Origin of the sequence: Paraburkholderia lycopersici, assembly GCF_900096975.1 — a bacterium.
Classification (GTDB): Bacteria; Pseudomonadota; Gammaproteobacteria; order Burkholderiales; family Burkholderiaceae; genus Paraburkholderia; species Paraburkholderia lycopersici.
In genome coordinates, this window is the sequence record NZ_FMYQ01000016.1 from 110,822 (window position 1) to 131,005 (window position 20,184).

19 protein-coding genes are annotated in these 20,184 nt (G+C 65.4%); 6 read left to right on the top strand and 13 right to left on the bottom strand.

Annotation, left to right across the window (positions count from 1 at the left end):
• Window positions 1-78: 78 nt before the first annotated feature.
• From BLU17_RS18280 to flhD, 8 genes are all read right to left on the bottom strand, one after another.
• On the bottom strand, window positions 79-1,950 hold the full coding sequence (locus tag BLU17_RS18280) for a methyl-accepting chemotaxis protein (RefSeq protein WP_091999216.1): 1,872 nt from the start codon (window positions 1,948-1,950) through the stop codon (window positions 79-81).
• 184 nt (window positions 1,951-2,134) lie between these two features.
• A complete protein-coding gene (gene cheW, locus BLU17_RS18285) occupies window positions 2,135-2,674 on the bottom strand; it encodes a chemotaxis protein CheW (RefSeq protein ID WP_176929131.1) in 540 nt (179 codons plus the stop codon).
• A 57-nt stretch (window positions 2,675-2,731) separates the two neighbouring features.
• Window positions 2,732-5,020, bottom strand: a complete 2,289-nt coding sequence (gene cheA / locus BLU17_RS18290; RefSeq protein WP_091999218.1) for a chemotaxis protein CheA — start codon at window positions 5,018-5,020, stop codon at window positions 2,732-2,734.
• A gap of 46 nt (window positions 5,021-5,066) precedes the next feature.
• Entirely contained in the window at window positions 5,067-5,441 is a 375-nt protein-coding gene (locus BLU17_RS18295) for a response regulator (RefSeq protein WP_091999220.1), read from the bottom strand.
• Window positions 5,442-5,454: 13 nt separating this feature from the next.
• Window positions 5,455-6,561: a flagellar motor protein MotB gene (gene motB / locus BLU17_RS18300; protein WP_218137023.1), complete on the bottom strand. Its 1,107-nt coding sequence runs from the start codon at window positions 6,559-6,561 to the stop codon at window positions 5,455-5,457.
• Window positions 6,562-6,576: 15 nt separating this feature from the next.
• Window positions 6,577-7,437 (bottom strand): flagellar motor stator protein MotA, encoded by an 861-nt coding sequence (motA, locus tag BLU17_RS18305; protein ID WP_091999222.1) that lies wholly within the window; start codon window positions 7,435-7,437, stop codon window positions 6,577-6,579.
• Between the two features lie 313 nt (window positions 7,438-7,750).
• Window positions 7,751-8,293 (bottom strand): flagellar transcriptional regulator FlhC, encoded by a 543-nt coding sequence (gene flhC, locus BLU17_RS18310; protein ID WP_091999225.1) that lies wholly within the window; start codon window positions 8,291-8,293, stop codon window positions 7,751-7,753.
• A gap of 99 nt (window positions 8,294-8,392) precedes the next feature.
• Window positions 8,393-8,710 carry a flagellar transcriptional regulator FlhD gene (gene flhD, locus BLU17_RS18315; RefSeq protein WP_091999228.1) on the bottom strand — a complete coding sequence of 106 codons (318 nt, stop codon included), beginning with the start codon at window positions 8,708-8,710 and terminating at the stop codon, window positions 8,393-8,395.
• A 553-nt stretch (window positions 8,711-9,263) separates the two neighbouring features.
• On the opposite strand from flhD, the gene BLU17_RS18320 reads away from it, so the two are divergent.
• Complete coding sequence (locus BLU17_RS18320; RefSeq protein ID WP_091999231.1) at window positions 9,264-10,328, top strand: glycosyltransferase family 4 protein; 1,065 nt, start codon at window positions 9,264-9,266, stop codon at window positions 10,326-10,328.
• 195 nt (window positions 10,329-10,523) lie between these two features.
• Here BLU17_RS18320 and BLU17_RS18325 read toward each other — a convergent pair whose 3' ends face one another.
• Window positions 10,524-10,820 (bottom strand): H-NS histone family protein, encoded by a 297-nt coding sequence (locus tag BLU17_RS18325; RefSeq protein ID WP_091999234.1) that lies wholly within the window; start codon window positions 10,818-10,820, stop codon window positions 10,524-10,526.
• A gap of 391 nt (window positions 10,821-11,211) precedes the next feature.
• Between BLU17_RS18325 and BLU17_RS18330 the strand changes: the two genes are divergently transcribed.
• The gene (locus BLU17_RS18330; RefSeq protein WP_143189278.1) at window positions 11,212-11,922 is read left to right on the top strand and encodes a histidine phosphatase family protein; all 711 of its coding nucleotides are present in this window, start codon (window positions 11,212-11,214) and stop codon (window positions 11,920-11,922) included.
• A 54-nt stretch (window positions 11,923-11,976) separates the two neighbouring features.
• Here BLU17_RS18330 and BLU17_RS18335 read toward each other — a convergent pair whose 3' ends face one another.
• Complete coding sequence (locus BLU17_RS18335) at window positions 11,977-12,798, bottom strand: Cof-type HAD-IIB family hydrolase (RefSeq protein ID WP_091999240.1); 822 nt, start codon at window positions 12,796-12,798, stop codon at window positions 11,977-11,979.
• A 210-nt stretch (window positions 12,799-13,008) separates the two neighbouring features.
• Entirely contained in the window at window positions 13,009-13,908 is a 900-nt protein-coding gene (locus tag BLU17_RS18340; protein ID WP_091999243.1) for a glucosamine kinase nucleotide-binding domain-containing protein, read from the bottom strand.
• Window positions 13,909-14,098: 190 nt separating this feature from the next.
• Between BLU17_RS18340 and BLU17_RS18345 the strand changes: the two genes are divergently transcribed.
• Window positions 14,099-14,695, top strand: coding sequence for a DNA-3-methyladenine glycosylase I (locus tag BLU17_RS18345; RefSeq protein ID WP_091999246.1), 597 nt, complete (start codon window positions 14,099-14,101; stop codon window positions 14,693-14,695).
• Between the two features lie 152 nt (window positions 14,696-14,847).
• Here BLU17_RS18345 and rpsU read toward each other — a convergent pair whose 3' ends face one another.
• Both rpsU and BLU17_RS18355 read right to left on the bottom strand, forming a co-directional pair.
• Window positions 14,848-15,060, bottom strand: coding sequence for a 30S ribosomal protein S21 (gene rpsU, locus BLU17_RS18350; RefSeq protein ID WP_006401410.1), 213 nt, complete (start codon window positions 15,058-15,060; stop codon window positions 14,848-14,850).
• Between the two features lie 405 nt (window positions 15,061-15,465).
• On the bottom strand, window positions 15,466-16,407 hold the full coding sequence (locus BLU17_RS18355; protein ID WP_091999249.1) for an aldo/keto reductase: 942 nt from the start codon (window positions 16,405-16,407) through the stop codon (window positions 15,466-15,468).
• 344 nt (window positions 16,408-16,751) lie between these two features.
• Between BLU17_RS18355 and BLU17_RS18360 the strand changes: the two genes are divergently transcribed.
• From BLU17_RS18360 to fliT, 3 genes are all read left to right on the top strand, one after another.
• On the top strand, window positions 16,752-18,092 hold the full coding sequence (locus BLU17_RS18360) for a flagellin N-terminal helical domain-containing protein (protein ID WP_091999252.1): 1,341 nt from the start codon (window positions 16,752-16,754) through the stop codon (window positions 18,090-18,092).
• Between the two features lie 136 nt (window positions 18,093-18,228).
• Window positions 18,229-19,800: a flagellar filament capping protein FliD gene (gene fliD / locus BLU17_RS18365; protein ID WP_091999254.1), complete on the top strand. Its 1,572-nt coding sequence runs from the start codon at window positions 18,229-18,231 to the stop codon at window positions 19,798-19,800.
• Between the two features lie 19 nt (window positions 19,801-19,819).
• On the top strand, window positions 19,820-20,119 hold the full coding sequence (gene fliT, locus BLU17_RS18370; RefSeq protein ID WP_091999257.1) for a flagellar protein FliT: 300 nt from the start codon (window positions 19,820-19,822) through the stop codon (window positions 20,117-20,119).
• Window positions 20,120-20,184: the final 65 nt, after the last annotated feature.

A 20,184-nucleotide genomic window follows, 5' to 3' on the forward strand; every position in this document is an offset into this window, starting at 1 on the left:
CCGTTGGGTTGCGCTCATGTGCATTGCCGTTGCTCGTCGTGTTCAGTGCTTCACTGTGCGTCAGTTCGCTGCCGCCGATCAGAACGTTTCCCAGTCCGAATCATCGGAAGCGGAAGCAACCGGACCCGGATGCGATTCGGCGCGCGCAGGCGCCGCCGCGGGCTTCGCCGCCGGCTTGGCCGGCGCCTTGGCTACAGGCTTGGCCGGCGGTTGCGCGGCAGCCTCCGCCGACGCCGCGGGCGAAGCCACCGGGACCGCCTTCGCCGACGACGCCACCGACGCCACCGACGCCACCGACGCCGACGGCATCGTGCGCTTCGCGGCCGCCGGCGCGCCGGCCGGCGTCACACGCGCCGCGCTTGCGGGCGCCGCGGCGCTCGCGCCGCGCATCTGCGCGCCGCCCGTGCGCCACGTGCCGAGCACGCTCTGCAGCTGGCGCGTCTGCTCTTCGAGCGATGCCGCCGCGGCGGCCGCCTGCTCCACGAGCGCCGCGTTTTGCTGCGTGACGGTGTCCATCTGCGTGACCGCGCGGTTGACCTGCTCGATGCCGCCCGACTGCTCCTCGGACGCCGCGCTGATCTCGCCCATGATGTCGGTCACGCGGCGCACGGCCTGGAGGATATCCTCCATCGTCGTGCCGGCGCGGCCAACGAGTTGCGAGCCGCTTTGCACCTTCCCGGCCGCGTCGTTGATGAGCTCCTTGATTTCCTTTGCCGCGCTCGCGCTGCGTTGCGCGAGGCTGCGCACCTCGCCCGCCACCACGGCGAAGCCGCGGCCCTGCTCGCCCGCGCGCGCCGCTTCCACGGCCGCGTTGAGCGCGAGGATGTTGGTCTGGAACGCGATGCCTTCGATCACGCTGATGATGTCCACGACCTTCGCCGAGCTCACGGCGATGTCCTGCATCGTGTTCACCACCTCGCCGACCACCTCGCCGCCGCGCGTCGCGATGTCCGACGCGTTGACGGCCAGCTGGCTCGCCTGGCGCGCGTTCTCGGCGTTCTGGCGCACCGTGCCGGTGAGCTGCTCCATGCTCGACGCGGTTTCCTGCAGCGACGCGGCCTGCTGCTCCGTGCGCTGCGACAGGTCGGTGTTGCCCATCGCGATCTCGCGCGCGCCGATGTCGATCGAGCTCGCGCCCGAATTCACGGCGCTCACGAGCGTGACGAGGCTTTCCTGCATGCGCTTGACGGCGCCGAAGAGACGTCCGATCTCGTTGTTGCTGTACACGTGCACCGGCTGCGAAAGATCGCCCTGGGCCATGCGCTCGAAGCACGACATGGCGTCGGCGAGCGGCTGCACGATGAGCCCGCGCAGCGCGAGGCGGATCGCCACCACGAGCATGAGCGCAATCGCGATCACCGCGCCGATCGCCATGCGCATGACGGAGATCTTCCCGCGCGCGGTGGCCTCGCGGGCCTGCGCGCCGTCCTGCAGCGCCTGGGCGAGCGGGGCGGCCACGTTGTCGTAATCGACGAACATCGGGCTGATCTTCGTGTCGGCGATCGCGTGATAAGCCGCTTGATCGTTTGCGCGCAAGGCCGCGAATTCGGGCTGCACGCCGTCTTGCATGAGCGTCGCGCGTTTGGCCGCGAGCGCTTCGAGCGTGGCGGCGTCGAGGCCGCCCTTCGGCGCATTCTGGAAGGCCTGCCAGGCTTCGTTCGACTTCCCGAGCAATTCCTCGGCGCGATCGACGGCCTGCTTCGCCTCGTCGGCCTGGCCCGCCGCCGCGAGCGCGCTGGCGCGATCGACCGCGACGCGCGAACGCAGCAAATACGATGACGCGTCGTTGAGCGCGTGCATCGCGACGAGGTCGCCCTGCACGATCTCGCCGAACGAGTCGCTTGCGCGCCCGAGCGCGTAGAGTCCGAGCGAACCGACCAGTACGGTCAGCGCAACCAGAATGATCCCGACGCCCGTGAGCGTCGTGCGGATCGACCATCTTTGCAGCATCTCGTTTGCTCCTGTCCTGTGCGATCGGGACGGTTGGACGGCGCGGGCGAACGTCGCCCTGAGCCGTTGCGAGGCGCGGGGAGACGAAGGCGGCTTGCCGCTTCTTGGCGGCGGCTTTCCGCTCTCTCTCTCACGCCGGCCTTGCGGCCCCCCCGGTTTTCCTTCGTGCGCGCTTCGCAGCGGGTTAGACCAGCGCCTCGATCAGCGCCATTTCGCGGCTCGTCATCAGCTTCTCGATGTCCATCAGGATCAGCATGCGGCCGTCCACGGTGCCGAGACCCGTGAGGTACTCGGTCGTGAGCGTGGCGCCGAATTCGGGCGCGGGCATGATCTGGTCCGTCTGCAGCGTGAGCACGTCCGAGACGCCGTCCACCACCATGCCGACCACGCGGTGCGCGACGTTCAGGATGATGACGACCGTCTGATGGTCGTACTCGACGCGGCCCAGATGGAACTTGATGCGCATGTCGACGATCGGCACGATGATGCCGCGCAGGTTGATGACGCCCTTGATGAACTCGGGCGCGTTCGCGATGCGCGTCACGCTGTCGTAGCCGCGGATTTCCTGCACCTTGAGGATGTCGATGCCGTACTCTTCCGCGCCGAGGGTGAAGACGAGGAATTCCTGACCGCCTGCCTCGGCCTGCTGCGCGTCGCGGCGTTGCGCGCCGGCAAGCGCCGCGCTTTGCGCGCCGCTGCCCTGAATCGATTGGACTTCTGCCACGTTAGCCCCTGAACGGTTGGGAAATGGTTGGTTGAGTGCGTCCGGACTACACAACGGTTACGCGAATTCGGCGAACGCGCCCGAATTCGCGCTCGCGCTCACGCCGTGCGTGGCGCGCGTCTCGCGGTTGAGCGCGGCCACGTCGACGATCAGCGCGACGCTGCCGTCGCCGAGAATGGTCGCCGCCGAAATGCCGTGCACCTTGCGATAGTTGGTTTCGAGGTTCTTCACCACGACCTGCTGCTGGCCCACGAGCTCGTCGATCAGCATGGCGAAGCGCCGACCCTCGGTTTCCATGATCGTGACGATGCCCTGCGTCGGGTCCGTGCGCGCGCCTTCGACGTTGAACGCCTGGTGCAGCGCGATGAGCGGCAGGTATTCGCCGCGCACGCGCACCACGCGGTCGCCGTTGGTGACCGTATAGATGTCTTCGTGGCGCGGCTGCAGCGACTCCATCACGAAGTTCAGCGGCAGGATGAAGATTTCGTTGCCGACCTTCACCGACATGCCGTCGAGAATCGCGAGCGTGAGCGGCAGCACGATGCGCGTCGTGGTGCCCTTGCCCGCGTGCGAGGTGATCTCGACGTGGCCGCCCATCGACTGGATGTTGCGCTTGACCACGTCCATGCCCACGCCGCGGCCGGAAACGTCCGTCACCTGCTCGGCGGTCGAGAAGCCCGGCATGAAGATGAGGTTCCAGACTTCGTCGTCGCTCATGGTTTCGCTCACCGGCATGCCCTGCTTGAGCGCCTTCGCGAGGATCTTGTCGCGGCGCAGGCCCGCGCCGTCGTCGCTCACCTCGATCACGATGTTGCCGCCATGGTGCGCGGCGGAGAGCACGAGCTGGCCCGTGCCGTCCTTGCCCGCGGCGCGGCGCGCCTCCACGGTTTCGATGCCGTGGTCGAGCGAGTTGCGCACGAGGTGCGTGAGCGGGTCGATGATGCGCTCGATGAGGCTCTTGTCGAGTTCGGTCGCCTGACCGAAGGTGACAAGCTCGACTTCCTTCCCGAGCTTCGCCGCGAGATCGCGCACGAGGCGCGGGAAGCGGCTGAAGACGTAATCCATCGGCATCATGCGGATCGACATCACCGCTTCCTGCAGGTCGCGCGCGTTGCGCTCGAGCTGCGCCATGCCGTTGAAAAGGCGGTCGTGCAGCGCCGGATCGAACGTGCTGGTGGTTTCCGCCAGCATCGCCTGCGTGATGACCAGTTCGCCCACGAGATTGATGAGCTGGTCGACCTTTTCCACGCCCACGCGGATCGAGCTGCCTTCGGCCGACGTCGCGCCTGCGGCCGGACGCGCCTTGCGCTCGCCTTCGGCATGCGCGGGGGCGCTCACGGCGGCGTGCGGCGCTTCGTGTTCGGGATGCGGCGCCGCCGGCACGGGCGCGCTCGTGCTTGCCGCCGCTGCGGGCGCGGCGGCAGCCGGCGCTGGCGCGGGGGCCGCCGGTGCGGGCGCGGCCGGCATGGTCGCGGCTTCGGGCGCCGCTGCGGCCGGTTGCGCCTCGGCCTGCGGTGCGGCGCCGCGGCCGATCGAGATCTGCTTCTCGTCGATCACGAAGCAGCACACCGCGATGATGTCGTCGGCGGGCACGTCGGTTTCGAGCCACAGCGTGAGGTCGTCGCCGGTCTTTACCTGGCCGAGTATGCGGCCGAGGTTGCCGAGTTCCTCGACGAGCAGGTCCTGGTCCTTCGCGTCCACGGCGCGCAACGTGACGCGCAGATGCGGACCTTCGCCGCCTGCTTCGCCGCCGGCTTGCGCGGACGCGCCCGCAGCTTCCATCGCCTCGTTCACGACGTGCTCGGGCGTACCCTGACCCGCGGCGCCGAGCGTGCTGTGCGCTTCGAAAGCGGCGTCGAGGTCCGCTTCCGAATCGCCGGCGGGAGCGGGTGCGGCCGCAGCGGGAGCGGGAGCGGGTGCGGGTGCCGCAGCGGCTTCGGGCGCGGGCAGGCCGCGGCTTTCCGCATAGAGGTGCTCGAGCTTCGCGCGCACGGCGGCCGCGGCCGCCGCGTCGGGCTCCGCGCTCGCGCGGTAGGCGGCGAGCTGGTCGGAGAGCACGTCCTTCGTTTCGAGGAACGTGTCGATCATGTCCTTGCGCAGCACGAGCTCGTTGTTGCGCGCGCGGTCGAGCAGCGATTCGAGGATGTGGGTCGTCTCGGTCAAGGCCGTGAAGCCGAACGTCGCCGCGCCGCCCTTGATCGAGTGCGCCGCGCGGAAGATCGCCGCGAGATCCTCGGGGTCCGGGCGGCCCACGTTCAGGTTCAGGAGAAGCTGCTCCATCTGCGCGAGCAGCTCGTCCGCCTCGTCGAAAAACGTCTGATAGAACTGAGTGATGTCGAGAGTCATTGCTCTTTCACCGCGTTAAATGCCGGGTTGGACGCCGCGCGGCGCCTCATGGGTTCGCCCCGCCAAGCGCGCTCGCCAGGTCGACGAGCAGCTCGGGGTCCACCGGTTTTTCGATCCAGCCGGTCGCGCCTGCGTCGCGCACGGCTGCCTTGAAGCCTTCGTCCGATTCCGTGGTCAGCACGAGAATGGGCGTTTCGAGGTACGAAGGATTCGCCCGCAACCGCTTGATCAGGTCGAGTCCGCCCATGCGCGGCATGTAAAGGTCGGTGAGCACGAGATCGAAGCGCTCGGCGAGCGCATGCTCGAGCCCTTCGTCGCCGTCGCTCGCCACCGTCACTTCGTAGCCTGCCGAACCGAGCGCCGCACGCAGGATCTCCCGCATGGACACCGAATCGTCGATCGCCAGAATGTTCCTGATCATCCGTTCCTCGTTGTCATTGCGCGTCTGCCGGCGCGTTCGCCGTCGCCGCCGGTTCGATGACGGGCGGCGCCACGGGCACTTCCGGCGCTACCGCCGCCACCGGCGCCACCTTCGGCACGACGCGCACGGGCGCGGGCGCCGCCCTGGCCGGCGCCGCTTCGGGCGAGAGCGCGGGCAGGCTCTTGCCCGAGCCCGCCGCGTCGTCCGAGAGCGTGGTGGTGGTCGAGTCGTCGTGCATGAGCGCGTCTTCGGACTTCTTGTTCAACACGATGATGCTGATGCGGCGGTTCTCGGGATCGAGCGGATCGGCCTTGTTCAGGTTCTGCGTCGACGCGAGGCCGAGCACGCGCAACACCTTCGATTCGTCCATGCCGCCCGCGATCAGCTCGCGCCGCGAGGCGTTCGCGCGGTCTGCGGAAAGCTCCCAGTTGCTGTAGCCCTTCTCGCCGCCCGCGTACGGCACGGCGTCGGTGTGGCCCTGCACGACGATGCGGTTGGGCACGTCGTTCAGCGTCTTGCCGATCTCCTGCAGGATGTCGCGCATATACGGCTCGACCACGTCGCGCGCCGTCGCGAACATCGGGCGCTTCTGCGAGTCGACGATCTCGATGCGCAGGCCCATCAACGTCGAGTCGATGCGGATTTGCTGCTTGAACTGCCGCAGCACCGGGTTCGCCTCGATCGCGGCCATCAGCTTCACCTGCAGATCGTGCAGGCGCACCTGCTCCTGGCGCTCGAGCGAGCCTTCGAGCTGTTTCGTCGCGTCGTCGTCGTTGTGCTTCGAGGCGTTGCGCTCGGAGCGTTCGGTCGCGCCGTCGCTGCGGCGCGTGACGCCCTGCTCCTGCGACGAGATGTCACGCCCGCCGCCCTTCAGAATGCTCGAATCCTCGGCGCTGCGATCGCCGCCCCAGAGCGTGATCTTCAGCGGCTGGTTGAAATAGTCGGCAATGCCGCGTAGCTGCGTGGTCGAAGCCGACGAGAGCAGCCACATCAGCAGGAAGAACGCCATCATCGCGGTCATGAAGTCCGCGTAGGCGAGCTTCCAGGCGCCGCCATGATGCGCCCCCTTCTTCGGCGCGGCGCGCTTGACGACGATTGCGCGGTCCTTGTTGTTGCTCATCGCAGCATCCCCGCCTTACTTCGCCTTCACGCGACGCACGTGCTCTTCGAGCTCGGTGAACGACGGGCGCTCGGTCGAGAACAGCACCTTGCGGCCAAACTCCACGGCGATCGCGGGCGCATAGCCGTTCAGGCTCGCGAGGATCGTCACCTTGATGCACTGGAACATCTTGGTCGACTCGGTCACGCGCTGCTCCGCGAGGCTCGCGAGCGGGCCGATCAGGCCGTACGAAAGCAGAATGCCGAGGAACGTGCCCACCAGCGCCTGGGCGATCATTTCGCCGAGAACCGCAGGCGGCTTGTCGGCGGAAGCCATGGTGTGCACGACGCCCATCACCGCCGCGACGATACCGAACGCCGGCATTGCGTCGCCCACCTTCGAGAGCGCGTGCGCGGGCGCCTCGCCCTCCGAGTGGTGCGTTTCGATTTCCTCGTCCATGAGGCTTTCGATTTCGAACGCGTTCATGTTGCCGCCCACCATGAGCCGCAGGTAGTCGGTGAGGAACTCGACGATGTGGTGGTCGGCGAGGATTTTCGGGTACTGCGTGAAGATCGGGCTTTTCTGCGGATCGTCGATGTCCGCTTCGAGCGTGAGCGTGCCTTCCTTGCGCGCCTTCGCGAGCAGGACGTAGAGCAGCGCGAGCAGCTCCATGTACACGTCCTTGTTGTACTTGGCGCCCTTGAACAGCGTCGGGATGACGCGCAGCGTGGCCTTGATCGTCTTGATGCCGTTGCCGAGGACAAAGGCGCCGACGCCCGCACCGCCGATCATGAGCAGCTCCATTGGCTGCATGAGGGCCCCCAGATGGCCGCCCTCCAATGCATAGCCGCCGAAGACGGACAAGATCGTCACGAGTGTTCCCACGATAATCAGCACTGCCGGGTCCTCACTAGAATTGCGCCGCGAACCGCCGTCGGCCCGCGCCCTTAGGTGGGTTTACGGCATCGGCGCGAAAAACTTTGGGATTGGGTGAGCCCGGGCCGCCCGTTCTCCGGACGCGTCCCGGCCAAGGCGCGCCGGCATGGCGGAAAAATCTGGGGCCGGGTCGCAACGCCGCGCGCGGCCGGGATTGCTGGCCTGAGCGCGCAAAGCCGCGCCCGGCCGCGCGAAGCGCCGGATGGCGCCCCGCCACGGCGTCACCGCGCGGCCGGGTGGGGTTTATCCCGGTTCGCGATCCGCGCCGGCAGCGTCAAGCCGCGATCCGCGACGTCATGCCGCTGCGCCGCGTGCGCCCAGCCCGCGAAGGCGGCTGGCAAAGTCCGCACACGAAGCCGCGCTGCGGGTCGTGCGCGTGGGCCACATAGCGGCCGCCGCAGCGGCTGCACGGCGTCATCTGCAGCAGGCCCGAGGCGAAATAGCGGACGAGCGTCCACGCGCGCGTGAGGCTCAGCGCCGGCGCTTCGTCCTGCAGCCGCAGATGCTCGAGATAGAGCCGGTAGCTCTTCACGATGGCGTGGATCGGCTCGCAGCGCGCATGACGGCTCATGAACACGAACGTGTTGTAGAACAGCGAGGAATGGACGTTGGGCTGCCAGGTCATGAACCAGTCGGTCGAAAACGGCAGCATGCCCTTGGGCGGCGATTCGCCCTTGACTTCCTTGTAAAGCCGGACGAGGCGGTCGCGCGAGAGCGAGGTCTCCGCTTCGAGCAATTGTAGGCGCGCGCCCAGCTCGATGAGCTCGATCGCCAGCGCGATCTCCTTTACCTCCTGCACCACACTCTTCGTCGCCATAAACATCCGTTGGAAGCCGCAAGGGAATGCGCACTGCCCCGGCAGCCGCTCGCGGGCCGCACGGGGCAATGCGTGCCGCGCGTTGCGGCGCGTGCCGGTTCAGCCGATCTGCTCGACGTCCTGGCCCGCCATGATGATGGCCGAGTGGGTCGGCGCGGTTTTGCCCTTGTCGGCAAGCGCGCTCAGAATGGTGTGATCGTCGAACCGGAAGCGGCAAAGCAGCTGGTTCGATGCGGCAAGGCGTACGGTCTGCGCGAAAGAAAGACTCGCGAGCACCTCCGCAGACTGCTCGGAGATGCCCATGCGGAACATGCCGGCCGGCCTGTCCTCGCGCAGCAGACGTTGCGCGAGCAACAGGTACGACAGGTTCACTTCCTTGATCTCATTGAGCATGTCGCTGTGCGTCGTCGCGCTCATGGATTCCCCCGAATCAAAACGCGGCGGCTGGTCGGTCCGCCCGCGGAAAACGTTTGCTCGCCCGGCTGCAGTTCGAGCGCCGCCAAACGGCTGTTTATGGTCGTGGTTGCATTGTGGCCGGGGCGCGAGCAAATGGAAATCGGACGGACGCCGCGACGCGTTGCGAGAAAAACCTTCGCATGCGCGTAGGAATTTTTCTGACAAGCAGGTGGGAGAGGAGGCGGAGGGCGGTGCGCGCCATGTCGGGCGCATAGGCGCGAAATCGTCTGTAGATTACAGGATTTTTCATCGGTGCGTCACGCCCTGGTGTGAGTCGCACCGTTCAGGCACGCGAATTGCGCATTGCGCGCCCATGCTGCGTGACGCTTTGCAAAGCCCTATTACACCCGCTGTATCCCGCTGTAACAACATTAAGCGTTTGCAAAACCGCGTGTATCGGGCGGCGAAATGGCCATAATCGGGAGTCAGGGATAACCCGATACCGTCGTACCGCCGCAGTGCCGCACCGCATGCGTTCGTAGCACACGCGGCTTTTGCCCCAGGAGATCGAACAATGCGAATCGCACAAATTGCGCCACTTTATGAAGCCGTTCCGCCCAAGCTCTATGGCGGGACCGAGCGCGTCGTGTCCTATCTGACCGAAGCGCTGGTCGACCTCGGCCACGACGTGACGCTGTTCGCCAGCGGCGATTCGGTCACTTCGGCGAACCTCGAAGCCGCTTGGCCGCGCGCCCTGCGCCTCGACCCGACGATCCGCGACGCGCTCGCTCCGCACATGGTGCTGCTCGAGCGCGTGCGCCGCGTGGCGCACGAATTCGACGTGCTGCACTTTCACCTCGATTACCTGCCGTTCCCGCTGTTCTCGACCATGGACACGCCGTTCGTCACGACGCTGCATGGCCGCCTGGACCTGCCGGAGCTGCAACCGGTATTCGAGCAGTTCCCGAACGCGCCGGTGATTTCGATCTCGGATTCCCAGCGCCAGCCGCTGCCGCAGGCCGCATGGCAGAACACGATCTATCACGGCCTGCCGCAGAACCTGCTCACGCCGCAAACCGACCGCAAACCCGAATACCTTGCGTTTCTCGGCCGCATCTGCCCGGAAAAGCGCGTGGACACGGCCATCAAGATCGCCGCGCTCTCGGGCCTGCCGCTCAAGATCGCCGCCAAGGTCGACAAGGTCGACCAGGACTACTTCAAGACCGAGATCGAGCCGCTGCTCTCGCAGGCGCATGTGGAGTTCATCGGCGAAATCAATGAAGAGCAGAAGCCCGCGTTTCTCTCGGGGGCGAAGGCGCTGCTGTTCCCGATCGACTGGTCCGAGCCGTTCGGCCTCGTCATGATCGAGGCGATGGCGTGCGGCACACCGGTGATCGCCTTCAACCGCGGATCGGTGCCGGAAGTGATCGATCCGGGCTTGACCGGCTATATCGTCGAAGACGTGCAAGGCGCCGTGGCGGCGCTCCAGAATATCGATTCGCTTTCGCGCGAAGCGATTCGTAGCCAGTTCGAACGCCGATTCACGTCGCACGTCATGGCCGGCAATTATGTCGACACATATACGGCGCTCATCGAAGCCGCCCAGCGTCCGGTACTGCGCCGGGTCGCCGCGGGCTGAATGCGATGCGCTGCAGCTTTCAGGATAAATACAGACAAATGTCCGACGTGAATCGTTTGCGAGCCGGCGAATAGCGCCATTGCACATCGATTACGCGCGACACGTAAAAGAGCCGCATGGTCCATGCGGCTCTTTTTATTGGAATTTCAATTCCGTCCGTGCGCACGCCTGGCCGGCTTCCCGCGCGGCCGCGCGTCAGGCGATCAGGTAGCGCTCGCGGTTCTTGCCCGCGATCCATTTGGGCGGCTTGCCGCGCCCGCTCCAGGTCGCGCCGGTCTTCGGGTCCTGGTAGCGCGCGGGCAGCGGCGCCTTCTTCGGCGGCCGTCCACGGCGCGCGGCTTCGGCAAACCCGAGGTCCTGGGCGGAAAGGCCGTATTCGGCAATCTTTTCCTTGATCGTGGCGATGACGTCTGCGATTTCCGTGCGCCGCGCCTCTTCCGCCTGAGCCTGGAGTTTTGCGATCTGCGCCTTGAGTTCTGAATATTGCGACATTTCTATTCCCCCTTCATTGCCCGTGAAAGCGACTCGATCGGAGATTAGACGTAAATAACGGAATTCGCAATCGCTATTAATACTGCGTTATCTCGTCAATTCGTGATTTAACGTTCGACGTCTCTTTGCGAAATTTCGGATACGCCCATTGCAATAATTCGGTCAATTACGTCGAAATTGACAATCCGCGGCGCCATCCAAATGGATGACTGTCCGGAATCCGGCATTTCGCGGCGCCGGCGCTTTACACGCGCCCTTCAAATCGACTTTTCGAGGTGTCGCGCAATGCGCTTGTCCAGACGACTGGTTGGCGAACTGACCGGCATGCCGGCGCCGCGCTGCTAGAATCGGGCGATTTTCCACCGTCTTGCCACCTGGAACTCACACCTGCATGAAACGCTCACGACCCCGGCCGATCCGGCTCGCCGCGTGCCTGGCCGCACTGGTTTGCGCCTGCGCGCCGCTACCGCGGGCTGCAGTCGCCAGCGCCGGCGAGACGACGCAGGCGAGCGCCAGTAGCACGGCGTCCACACGCGATACGCGCAATGTGGAGACGCTCGTCTTCGTGCGCCACGGCGAAAAGCCGCCCGAAGGGCTCGGCCAGCTCAGTTGCAAGGGACTGAATCGCGCGCTCGCACTGCCGGCCGTGATCGCGGCCAGGTACGGCAAACCCGACGCCGTCTACGCGCCCGACCCCGGCGAACAGAAGGACGACAACGGCCAGCCCTACTACTACGTGCGGCCGCTCGCGACCATCGAGCCGACCGCGATCCAGTTCGGCATGCCGATCCAGACGCCTTACGGCCATTCGCAAATCGATTCGCTGCAGGCCGTGCTCATCGCCCCGCGATGGCGCGGGCGCACCGTGGTGGTCGCATGGGAGCATCGGGAGATCGAGGCGTTCGTGCGACGCGTGATCGCCGCGCATGGCGGCACCGCAAACGACGTGCCGCGCTGGGAGAGCGCCGACTTCGACAGTATCTACGTGGTGCGCATCGACTGGAGCAGCGACCCCGCTCGTGCGCGCTTTTCGCACGAGCGCGAAGGGCTCGACGGGCGCCCGGACGATTGTCCGTGCGCGCAATTGCCGGCCGCGCAATAACTCGCGACGTGGCGGCGCCTCGCGCGCCGGGCCTGTGCCGTCGCCTTCGGCGGCTTATGAGGCGAGTTCGTCGTCCAGCGCGAACAGCTTGCACAGGTGATGCGCGACACCGGCTTCGAAGTTATTGCCAATGCGCGGCACCAAGGGCAGCCGCTTGACGAGATCGGGATTGGCATTGTTCATCATGAAGGGATGCCCCGCCGTTTCGAGCAGATCGATGTCGTTCATGTTGTCGCCGAACGCCACGCAACCTGCGGCGTCCACGCCGAGCCGGTCGAGCACGACGCGCAACGCGCGCCCCTTCGAAACGCCGGCCACCATCACTTCGAGGCAATCGGGCAGCGAGTAGGTGACATAGAGCGCGTTGCCGAATTCGCGCGCGAGATTCTGGGCGACGTCGGCGAGATCCGCCGGATCTCCGATATAAAGCGCCTTGGCAATGCCCGCGCTCGCGTGCGCGCGCAGGTCCGCCACGCGATACTCGAAGCCCGAGTCCTGGTGATACGCCAGCAGTTCCGGCGCATGGCGGTCGATGAGCCAGGCGTCGTCGGTATAGATGCTCACGATCACGCGGCCGTGCGCGCCAACGGTGTCGGCCGCAACGAGGCGCTCGACCACCGGCCCGGGCAGATTGCTCGCGTGGATCAGCGCGTCGTCGGGCGCATGCACGCGTGCGCCATTCGCTGTGATCAGATACGGGCGGATGCCGAGCACGTCGCGAATGCCGGCCACGTCGCAATAGTGACGGCCGGTCGCGATGACGAACGGCAGACCCTGCGCATCGAGCGCGTTGAGCGTGGCAACCGTGAACGGATCGACCTGATGGTCGCTGTTGAGCAGCGTTCCGTCGAGATCGGTTGCAATGACCTTGTACATGGTGAGCAGACAGCTAGCGGGAAACGTCAAATCGTAGCATTTGCGGCCTGGCTACGCCCTTGGCCTACGTTCCACGCAGGTCGCCGCTTTGTCGTCTTGCATTCGCCCCAAGGGCGGAACACGCGCGCCCTTGCCCCCTTTTTTTCTCGCTGCTCTTTCGCCCGGTTGTTCGCTCAATTGCCCATTCAGTTGCCAACTAAGTTTTGCCCACTAAGTTTTGCCCACTACGGCACCGGCCAGTTGCCGCGCTTCCCGCTGCGCGAGCCTCAGCGCACCGCTCGCGGAGTCGGCAAGCGGCGCGCGCAAGCGATTGCGCACAGGCTGCGGCACCCATTCACGCAGAGGTTGCCCGAGGCCGCCCGATAGCGCCGCGGGCAGGCTGGCCGAAGGGTCGAGCGCGGCGATGAGCTTCGCGATCTCCACGCCGGCCTCGGCCAATAGCTTCGCGACGAACGGATGCTCGCGATGCGCGAGGACGACCGGTGCAAGGCTCGCATAAGCCGTTTGATTGGCTGCGCACTGCCACACGATGAGGCTGTCGCGATCGGTGGCGCCGACATGCGCGAGCAGCGCCCGCGCGAATTCGTCCGCCGCCACGCGTCCATCGAGGGCCTGCTGAGCCCAGACGATGGCGCGCAGGCCGAACCACGCGCCGCTCGCTTCGTCGCCGGACGGAAAGCCGAAGCCGCCGGCTATGCGGCATTCGCCGTCCGCATTGAGCGCGGCCGCGATGCTGCCGGTGCCCAGCGCGACCACGACGCCCGGCGCCCCGCCGTGCGCGCCGAGCAGCGTCGTGCAGGCGTCGCTTTCCACCGCGAGGGCTGCCACCGGCGACGCGGCGGCGCGAAAGGCCGCGAGCCAGTCGGGATTGTTCACACCGGCGAGCCCGCAACCAAGCACGCATTGCGACCAGTCGAACGAGAGGCCAGCTTGTGCAAATGCAGCGCGGCAGCCTGCTTCGATAGACTGCCAGGCGCGCTCGATGCCGAGCCCGAGGCCCGACGGGCCAGCCGAAGCTCGCGCGAGCTCCACGCCGTTCGTGTCGCCGAGCGCGACGCGCGTGCCCGTGCCGCCACCGTCCACGCCGATCAACCAGGAATATTTCTGCATGATGTCTGCCGCGCCTCGCACGCGGATGAGTCGGGTTCGAATGCTGAAAACCGGCCTGAAATCGTGCCGTGCCGCAGAGACTAGCGGCTTAACCGCGTTCACACAATCGGCCATCCGGCCAGGGTGGCGGCGCAGCCCCGATCCGCTATGCTTGCGTGGCCTGAACGATGTCTCGCAAGGAGAATTCACCGTGACACACCGCTGCAACTGGGTATCGGTTGGCGCCTCCCCGCTGTACGTGCAATACCACGACGAGGAATGGGGCATGCCGTCGCGCGACGACCAGCATCTGTTCGAAATGCTCGTGCTCGAAAGCGCGCAGGCGGGGCTCTCGTGGTCCACGATACTCAACAAGCGCGAAGGCTATCGCCGTGCTTTCGCCAACTTCGACATCGACAAGGTGGCACGCTTCACACCGAAACACGTCGAAACGCTCATGCAGGACGCGTCGATCGTGCGCAACCGCGCCAAGATCGAAGCCGCCATCGCCACTGCGCGCGCGGTACAGCAGATCCAGGCCGAGCACGGTTCGCTCGCAACATTCGTCTGGTCGTTCGTGAACGACACGCCCATCCAGAACGACTGGGCGTCGTATCGTGATGCGCCGGCCTCCACCGAAGTCTCGGACGCACTCAGCAAGGCGCTCAAGAAATACGGCTGCAAATTCGTCGGCACGACGATTTGTTATGCGTTCATGCAAGCGGTGGGCATGGTCAACGACCACGAGCGCAGTTGCATGTGCCGCGCCGCCTGCGCGGCGCAAGGCAAGAAAAAGCGTCGGGCCTGACGGGCGTGCGTGGGCGCCTGGAACCCGCGCGTCTAATCTCGCCAAGGGCGAGCAAACGCACCAATCAACGCAAACGCACAAACGCAAACGGCGGCGCAGCTTCTTGCGAAGCATGCGCCGCCGTCTGGCGGACTACGAAACCGCGAAAAAGCTTAGTGGAGCTTCTTCGGCAGCATCTGGCTGCGCAGGCGCTTGTGCAGGCGCTTCACAGCAGCGGCCTTCTTGCGCTTGCGAACGGCCGTCGGCTTTTCGTAAGACTGGCGCTCACGCAGCTCGGCGATCAGGCCGTTCTTTTCGATTGCACGGCGGAAGCGGCGAATGGCCACTTCGAACGGCTCGTTTTCCTTCAGAAGAATCGTCGTCATGTATTTCCTAACTCAAATCGCTTGATACGGTTCAAAGGCGCGAGCGTCAAATCGCTCGCGCGCCGGCCCTCCGGTCGTTCGCCACGCTGGGGCTAAACGAGAGGCAAGGCGGCCACGGAGGCCGGAAAAGAGAAGTAGGGGGTTCACAGCGGAACGCGATCAGGTCGACCTTGCTGCAACACACCTGACCGCCGGTTTGCGGCCGCCAACAGTAACGAACACGGCAACAAAACAGGCAAAGATCTCAATTCACTCTCAATGATATCAGGAAAAGATCAGCCGGACCACACTTTCTTGATTCTACTCAGTGACTTGCGCGGCAGACCGAGGCCTGCCGCGCCCGCCATGTCCGTTAGGACACCTGGATTAACGCCGGTTTCGGGCCCACTCCCCCACCAGGCCCCGTTATGCACTCGCGTCGTTGAGCGCCTGGATGTCGGCGGGATCGAGCTTGAGCTGCACGGCGGCCGTCAGGCTTTCGAGCTGCTCCAGCGAGGTCGCGCTCGCTATCGGCGCGGTAATGCTCGGTCGCGCGATCAGCCACGCGAGCGCCACCGCTGCCAGCGAACTGCCGTGACGTTCGGCCACATAGTCGAGCGCCGCGAGAATACGAATGCCGCGGTGATCGAGATACTTTTCCACGCGTGCGCCGCGTGCACTCTTCGCGAGATCTTCGCGCGAGCGATATTTGCCGGAGAGAAAGCCGCTCGCGAGGCTGTAATAGGGCACGACCGCGAGTTTCTGGGCCATGGCGACCGGTTCGATATCGGCTTCGTACTGAGCGCGGTCGTACAGGTTGTATTCGGGCTGGATGATCTGATACGCGGGAAGGCCGGACTTTCTCGAGACCGCGAGCGCTTCTTCGATGCGCGCCCCCGTGTAGTTCGACGCGCCGATCACGCGCACCTTGCCGGCGTCGATCAGGCGCTGGTACGCGCCGAGCGTCTCCTCGAGCGGCACTTTCTGGTCGTCCTCGTGCGAAAAGTAGACGTCGATGTGGTCGGTCTGCAGCCGGCGCAGCGAATCTTCCAGCGCTGCCGCAATGTTCGCGGCCGACAGTCCGGGGCGGCGCGCATCCTTGGCCACTTTCGTTGCGATCACCACCTTGTCGCGCTTGCCGCTCTTCGCGATCCACTTGCCGATGATCGTTTCCGATTCGCCGCCCTGGTTGCCCGGCACCCAGGCCGAGTAGACGTCGGCGGTGTCGATGAAGTTCAGCCCGGCGTCGGTGAAGGCGTCGAGGATCGAGAACGAAGTGGCTTCGTCGGCGGTCCAGCCGAAGACATTGCCGCCGAACATGAGCGGGGCGACCTGCAATGAGGAAGTGCCGATCCTGCGTAGTTCCATGGTGGCTCCAGAAAAAAGGGCGGGCGGGAACCGATGAGGATACGCCGCCTCACGTCGCTCTGCAGGCGGCGGCAGCGAGCGGCTAAACCATGCGCGCCATGTGCCGTAAACACGTCTGGATGCGGCACGACGCGGAAGTCCTTCCGGACAGATGCGAAGCGCCCAGCGCGGCACAGCGGGATTTTTCATGCAGCGTGCAAATGAGGTCCCGATTGTTTGTGCCCCCCTCAAGTTTTTTTTACCGACGCCGACAACCTTCACTGAGGCGGCCAGCAACGAACGAGTGCTTCCGCCGCGGCCATAGTGGCGTGTAACGGGCTTCCAGCCCGCCTAGGAGAATTTCCATGCTCGGAATTAACAGCAACATCAACTCGCTGGTCGCGCAGCAGAACCTGACCAGCTCGGGCAGCGCGCTGTCGCAAGCGATCACGCGCCTGTCGTCGGGTAAGCGCATCAACAGCGCAGCGGACGATGCCGCAGGTCTCGCGATCTCGAACATCATGCAGACCCAGATCAACGGTCTGAACCAGGGCGTGTCGAACTCGAACGACGGTACGTCGATGACGCAAACGGCATCGAGCGGCCTGTCGTCGCTGACGAGCAGCCTGCAGCGTATCCGCGAACTGGCCACCCAGGCATCGAACGGTTCGATGACCGCGGACGATCGCGCGGCACTGCAACAGGAAGTGAACCAGCAAGTTGCGGAAGTGAACCGTATTGCGTCGCAAACGACGTACAACGGCATGAACCTGCTCAACGGTTCGATGGGCAACGTGTCGTTCCAGGTCGGCGCGAACGTCGGCCAGACGATCAGCCTGAACCTGTCGCAAAACATGTCGGCCGCGAACCTCGGCACCGGCCTCGTGCAAGCAGGCAACACGCTCGGCACCTACAGCAACCTGGCTCTCGCTTCGGATGGCAACGCCGCTTCGACGGGCTCCGAAATCACCTCGGTCACGGCGTCGATGGATTCGGCCGGTAACATCAAGTACACGGACCAGAGCGGCAACGACATCACCTCCAACACGGCTGTCGTCACTGCGTCGGGCATCGACACGACCAGCCTGACGGCCGGCGGCAGCGTCAGCACGTCCGGTCTGGAACTCGCCACGGACGGTTCGGCCTACACGGAAGCCGCCATCACCGCGATCAACGTGATTTCCGACGGCAACGGCGGCTTCACGTACACCGACCAGAACAACCAGGCTCTCAGCTCCGATGTCGTCACGACCCTGGGCTTCTCGACCTCCGCAGGCTCGGTTACGAGCGGCGCGGAGTCCGCAGCCCAGTCGCTCAGCGTCACGATCAAGGATGCGAACGGTAACTCCGAGGACTCGGTCACGTCTCAGATCAACGCCCTCAACACGCCGGACAGCGTTGCGAAGATCGACATCACGACTCAAAGCGGCGCAAACATGGCCATGGAGTCGATCGACAACGCGCTGAATTCGCTCAATAACCTGCAGGCAACGATCGGTGCGGCACAAAACCGTTTCAGCGCCATCGGCACGACGCAGCAAGCGCAAGCGACCGACCTCTCGACCGCCCAGTCGTCGATCCAGGACGCCAACTTCGCACAGGAAACGGCTAACCTGAGCAAGGCGCAGGTTCTGCAACAAGCCGGTATCTCGGTGCTGGCACAAGCGAACTCGCAGCCGCAGCAGATCCTGAAGCTCCTCCAGTAAGCGCTTCCCGCTACAGGCATCGGGCACGCAGCGCACCGCGCGCCCGATGCAACCCGGTCGGGAGGCTCGCCTCCCGATTGTCGTTTCCAGGCGTTAAGCCGATTCAGCCGGCATCGCCGACGCACGGAGCCTCTTCATGTCCACCGTCTCCTCGACCGCCAGCACCATCGCGAGCACCGTCGCCTCAACCACCTCCGCGAGCAACGCCGCGCTGCAGGCAGCCGCCCAGTCGATCATCAGCGGTTCGACCAACTCGACGATGGACGTGAACTCGCTCGTCACGGCGCTCGTCAACAGCAAGATCGCCGGCCAGGCCGCGACCATCGCCGCCGAGCAATCGGCGGACAACACCGAGATTTCGGCCTACGGCACGCTCTCCGCGGCGCTCTCCGCGTTGCAGGCCGCGGTACTGCCGCTCAGCAACGGCTCGACCATCAGTTCGTTCTCGACTTCCCTCGACGGCACCGGCATCACGGCGACGGCAGGCGCCGGCGCGGTGGCCAGCTCGTATTCGCTGAACGTGCAGCAGATCGCGCAGGCGCAAGTACTCACGTCGGCTGCCTACACCGGACCGCTCGTTTCCGCGGGCACGGCCACGATGACCCTCACGGTCAACGGCGCAAGCACCACGATTTCGCTCAACAATTCAAACAGCACGGTTGCCGGCATCGCTTCGGCGATCAATTCGGCCAGCAACAACCCCGGCGTGACGGCGACCGTGGTGAACGGCGCCGACGGCGCGCACCTCGTGCTGCACTCGACCTCGACCGGCTCCTCGAACGGCATCGGCATCTCGATCAAGGATTCGAATACGTCCGACGCCCTCAACGGTCTTTCGGTGACGACCGCAGCGGGGACGGCGATCACCAGCTCGAGCGCCGACTCCGCCGCGCTCCTCGCCAACCAGTCGACCATCGTTTCCGGCACCGACCCCACGACCGGCCTGGCGGGATGGAAGCAGAGCGTCGCCGCCCAGGACGCCTACCTCACGGTCGACAACACCGGCGTGACGAGCTCGTCGAACACGGTGACGACAGGCGTGAGCGGCGTGACGCTGAACCTCACGTCGGCGGCCATCGGCACGACGCAAACGCTGACGGTCTCGCAGGACACCAGCACGCAATCGGCGCAGATCAATAACTTCGTCAGCCTCTACAACACGCTCGTCACGACGATGGGCACGCTGACGTCGTACAGTTCGACTTCGACGTCGCAAGGCGTGTTGCTCGGCGACCCCACGCTGAACGTGATCCGCAACCAGCTCGCCTCGATCGTTTCGAGCGCCGTGGGCACCGGCACCAACGCGCACACGCTCGGGGCGATCGGCATCACGCTCCAGTCGGACGGCTCGCTGTCGATCGACTCCGACACACTCAACAATGCGCTGGCAAACGACCAGTCCACGCTGTCCACGCTGTTCAACTCGACGAACGGCATTGCCGCGCAGTTGAACAAGAACGTCACCAACTACACGTCGTCCACGGGCATCATCCAGAATCGCACGGATGCGCTCAACGCGGACCTGACGAGCCTCTCGAACCAGCAGACGACGCTTTCGACGTGGCAGGACCAGCTCACGAGCATGTACAACGCGCAGTTCACCGCGCTGAACACGCTGATGGCGACGATGAACAACAACACGCAGTACCTGACGCAACTGTTCGGCGGCACCAACAGCGCCGGTGCGCTGGCCACGGCCAAGAGCTGAGCACTGCGAGGAGCAAGCCATGCAGAAGGTTGCACCGATCGAGCGCATCTGGCAGATCACGAAAGACCTCGAGCTCGCGGTCGCCGTCGGCGACTGGCAACGGGCCGCACAGCTCGCGGACGAGCGCTCGCCGCTATTGACGGCAATCACCGCGCCGCAGCCGCCGCAGGTCATGGCCCGGCTCCAGGCGATCCGCGAAATCGACAACCGGATCGTCGAGGCCGCGCAGGCTTCGCGGCAGGCGCTGACGGGCGAGTATCAAGCGAATATGCGGGCGAGTCGCAATGCCGGGCAGTACTTGAGCGTGGCACGGACCTGAGACGGACGCCGTTCATTGCGCGCCTAATGGCGCATTCGTCTGACCAAACCCGCCTTGCGCGGGTT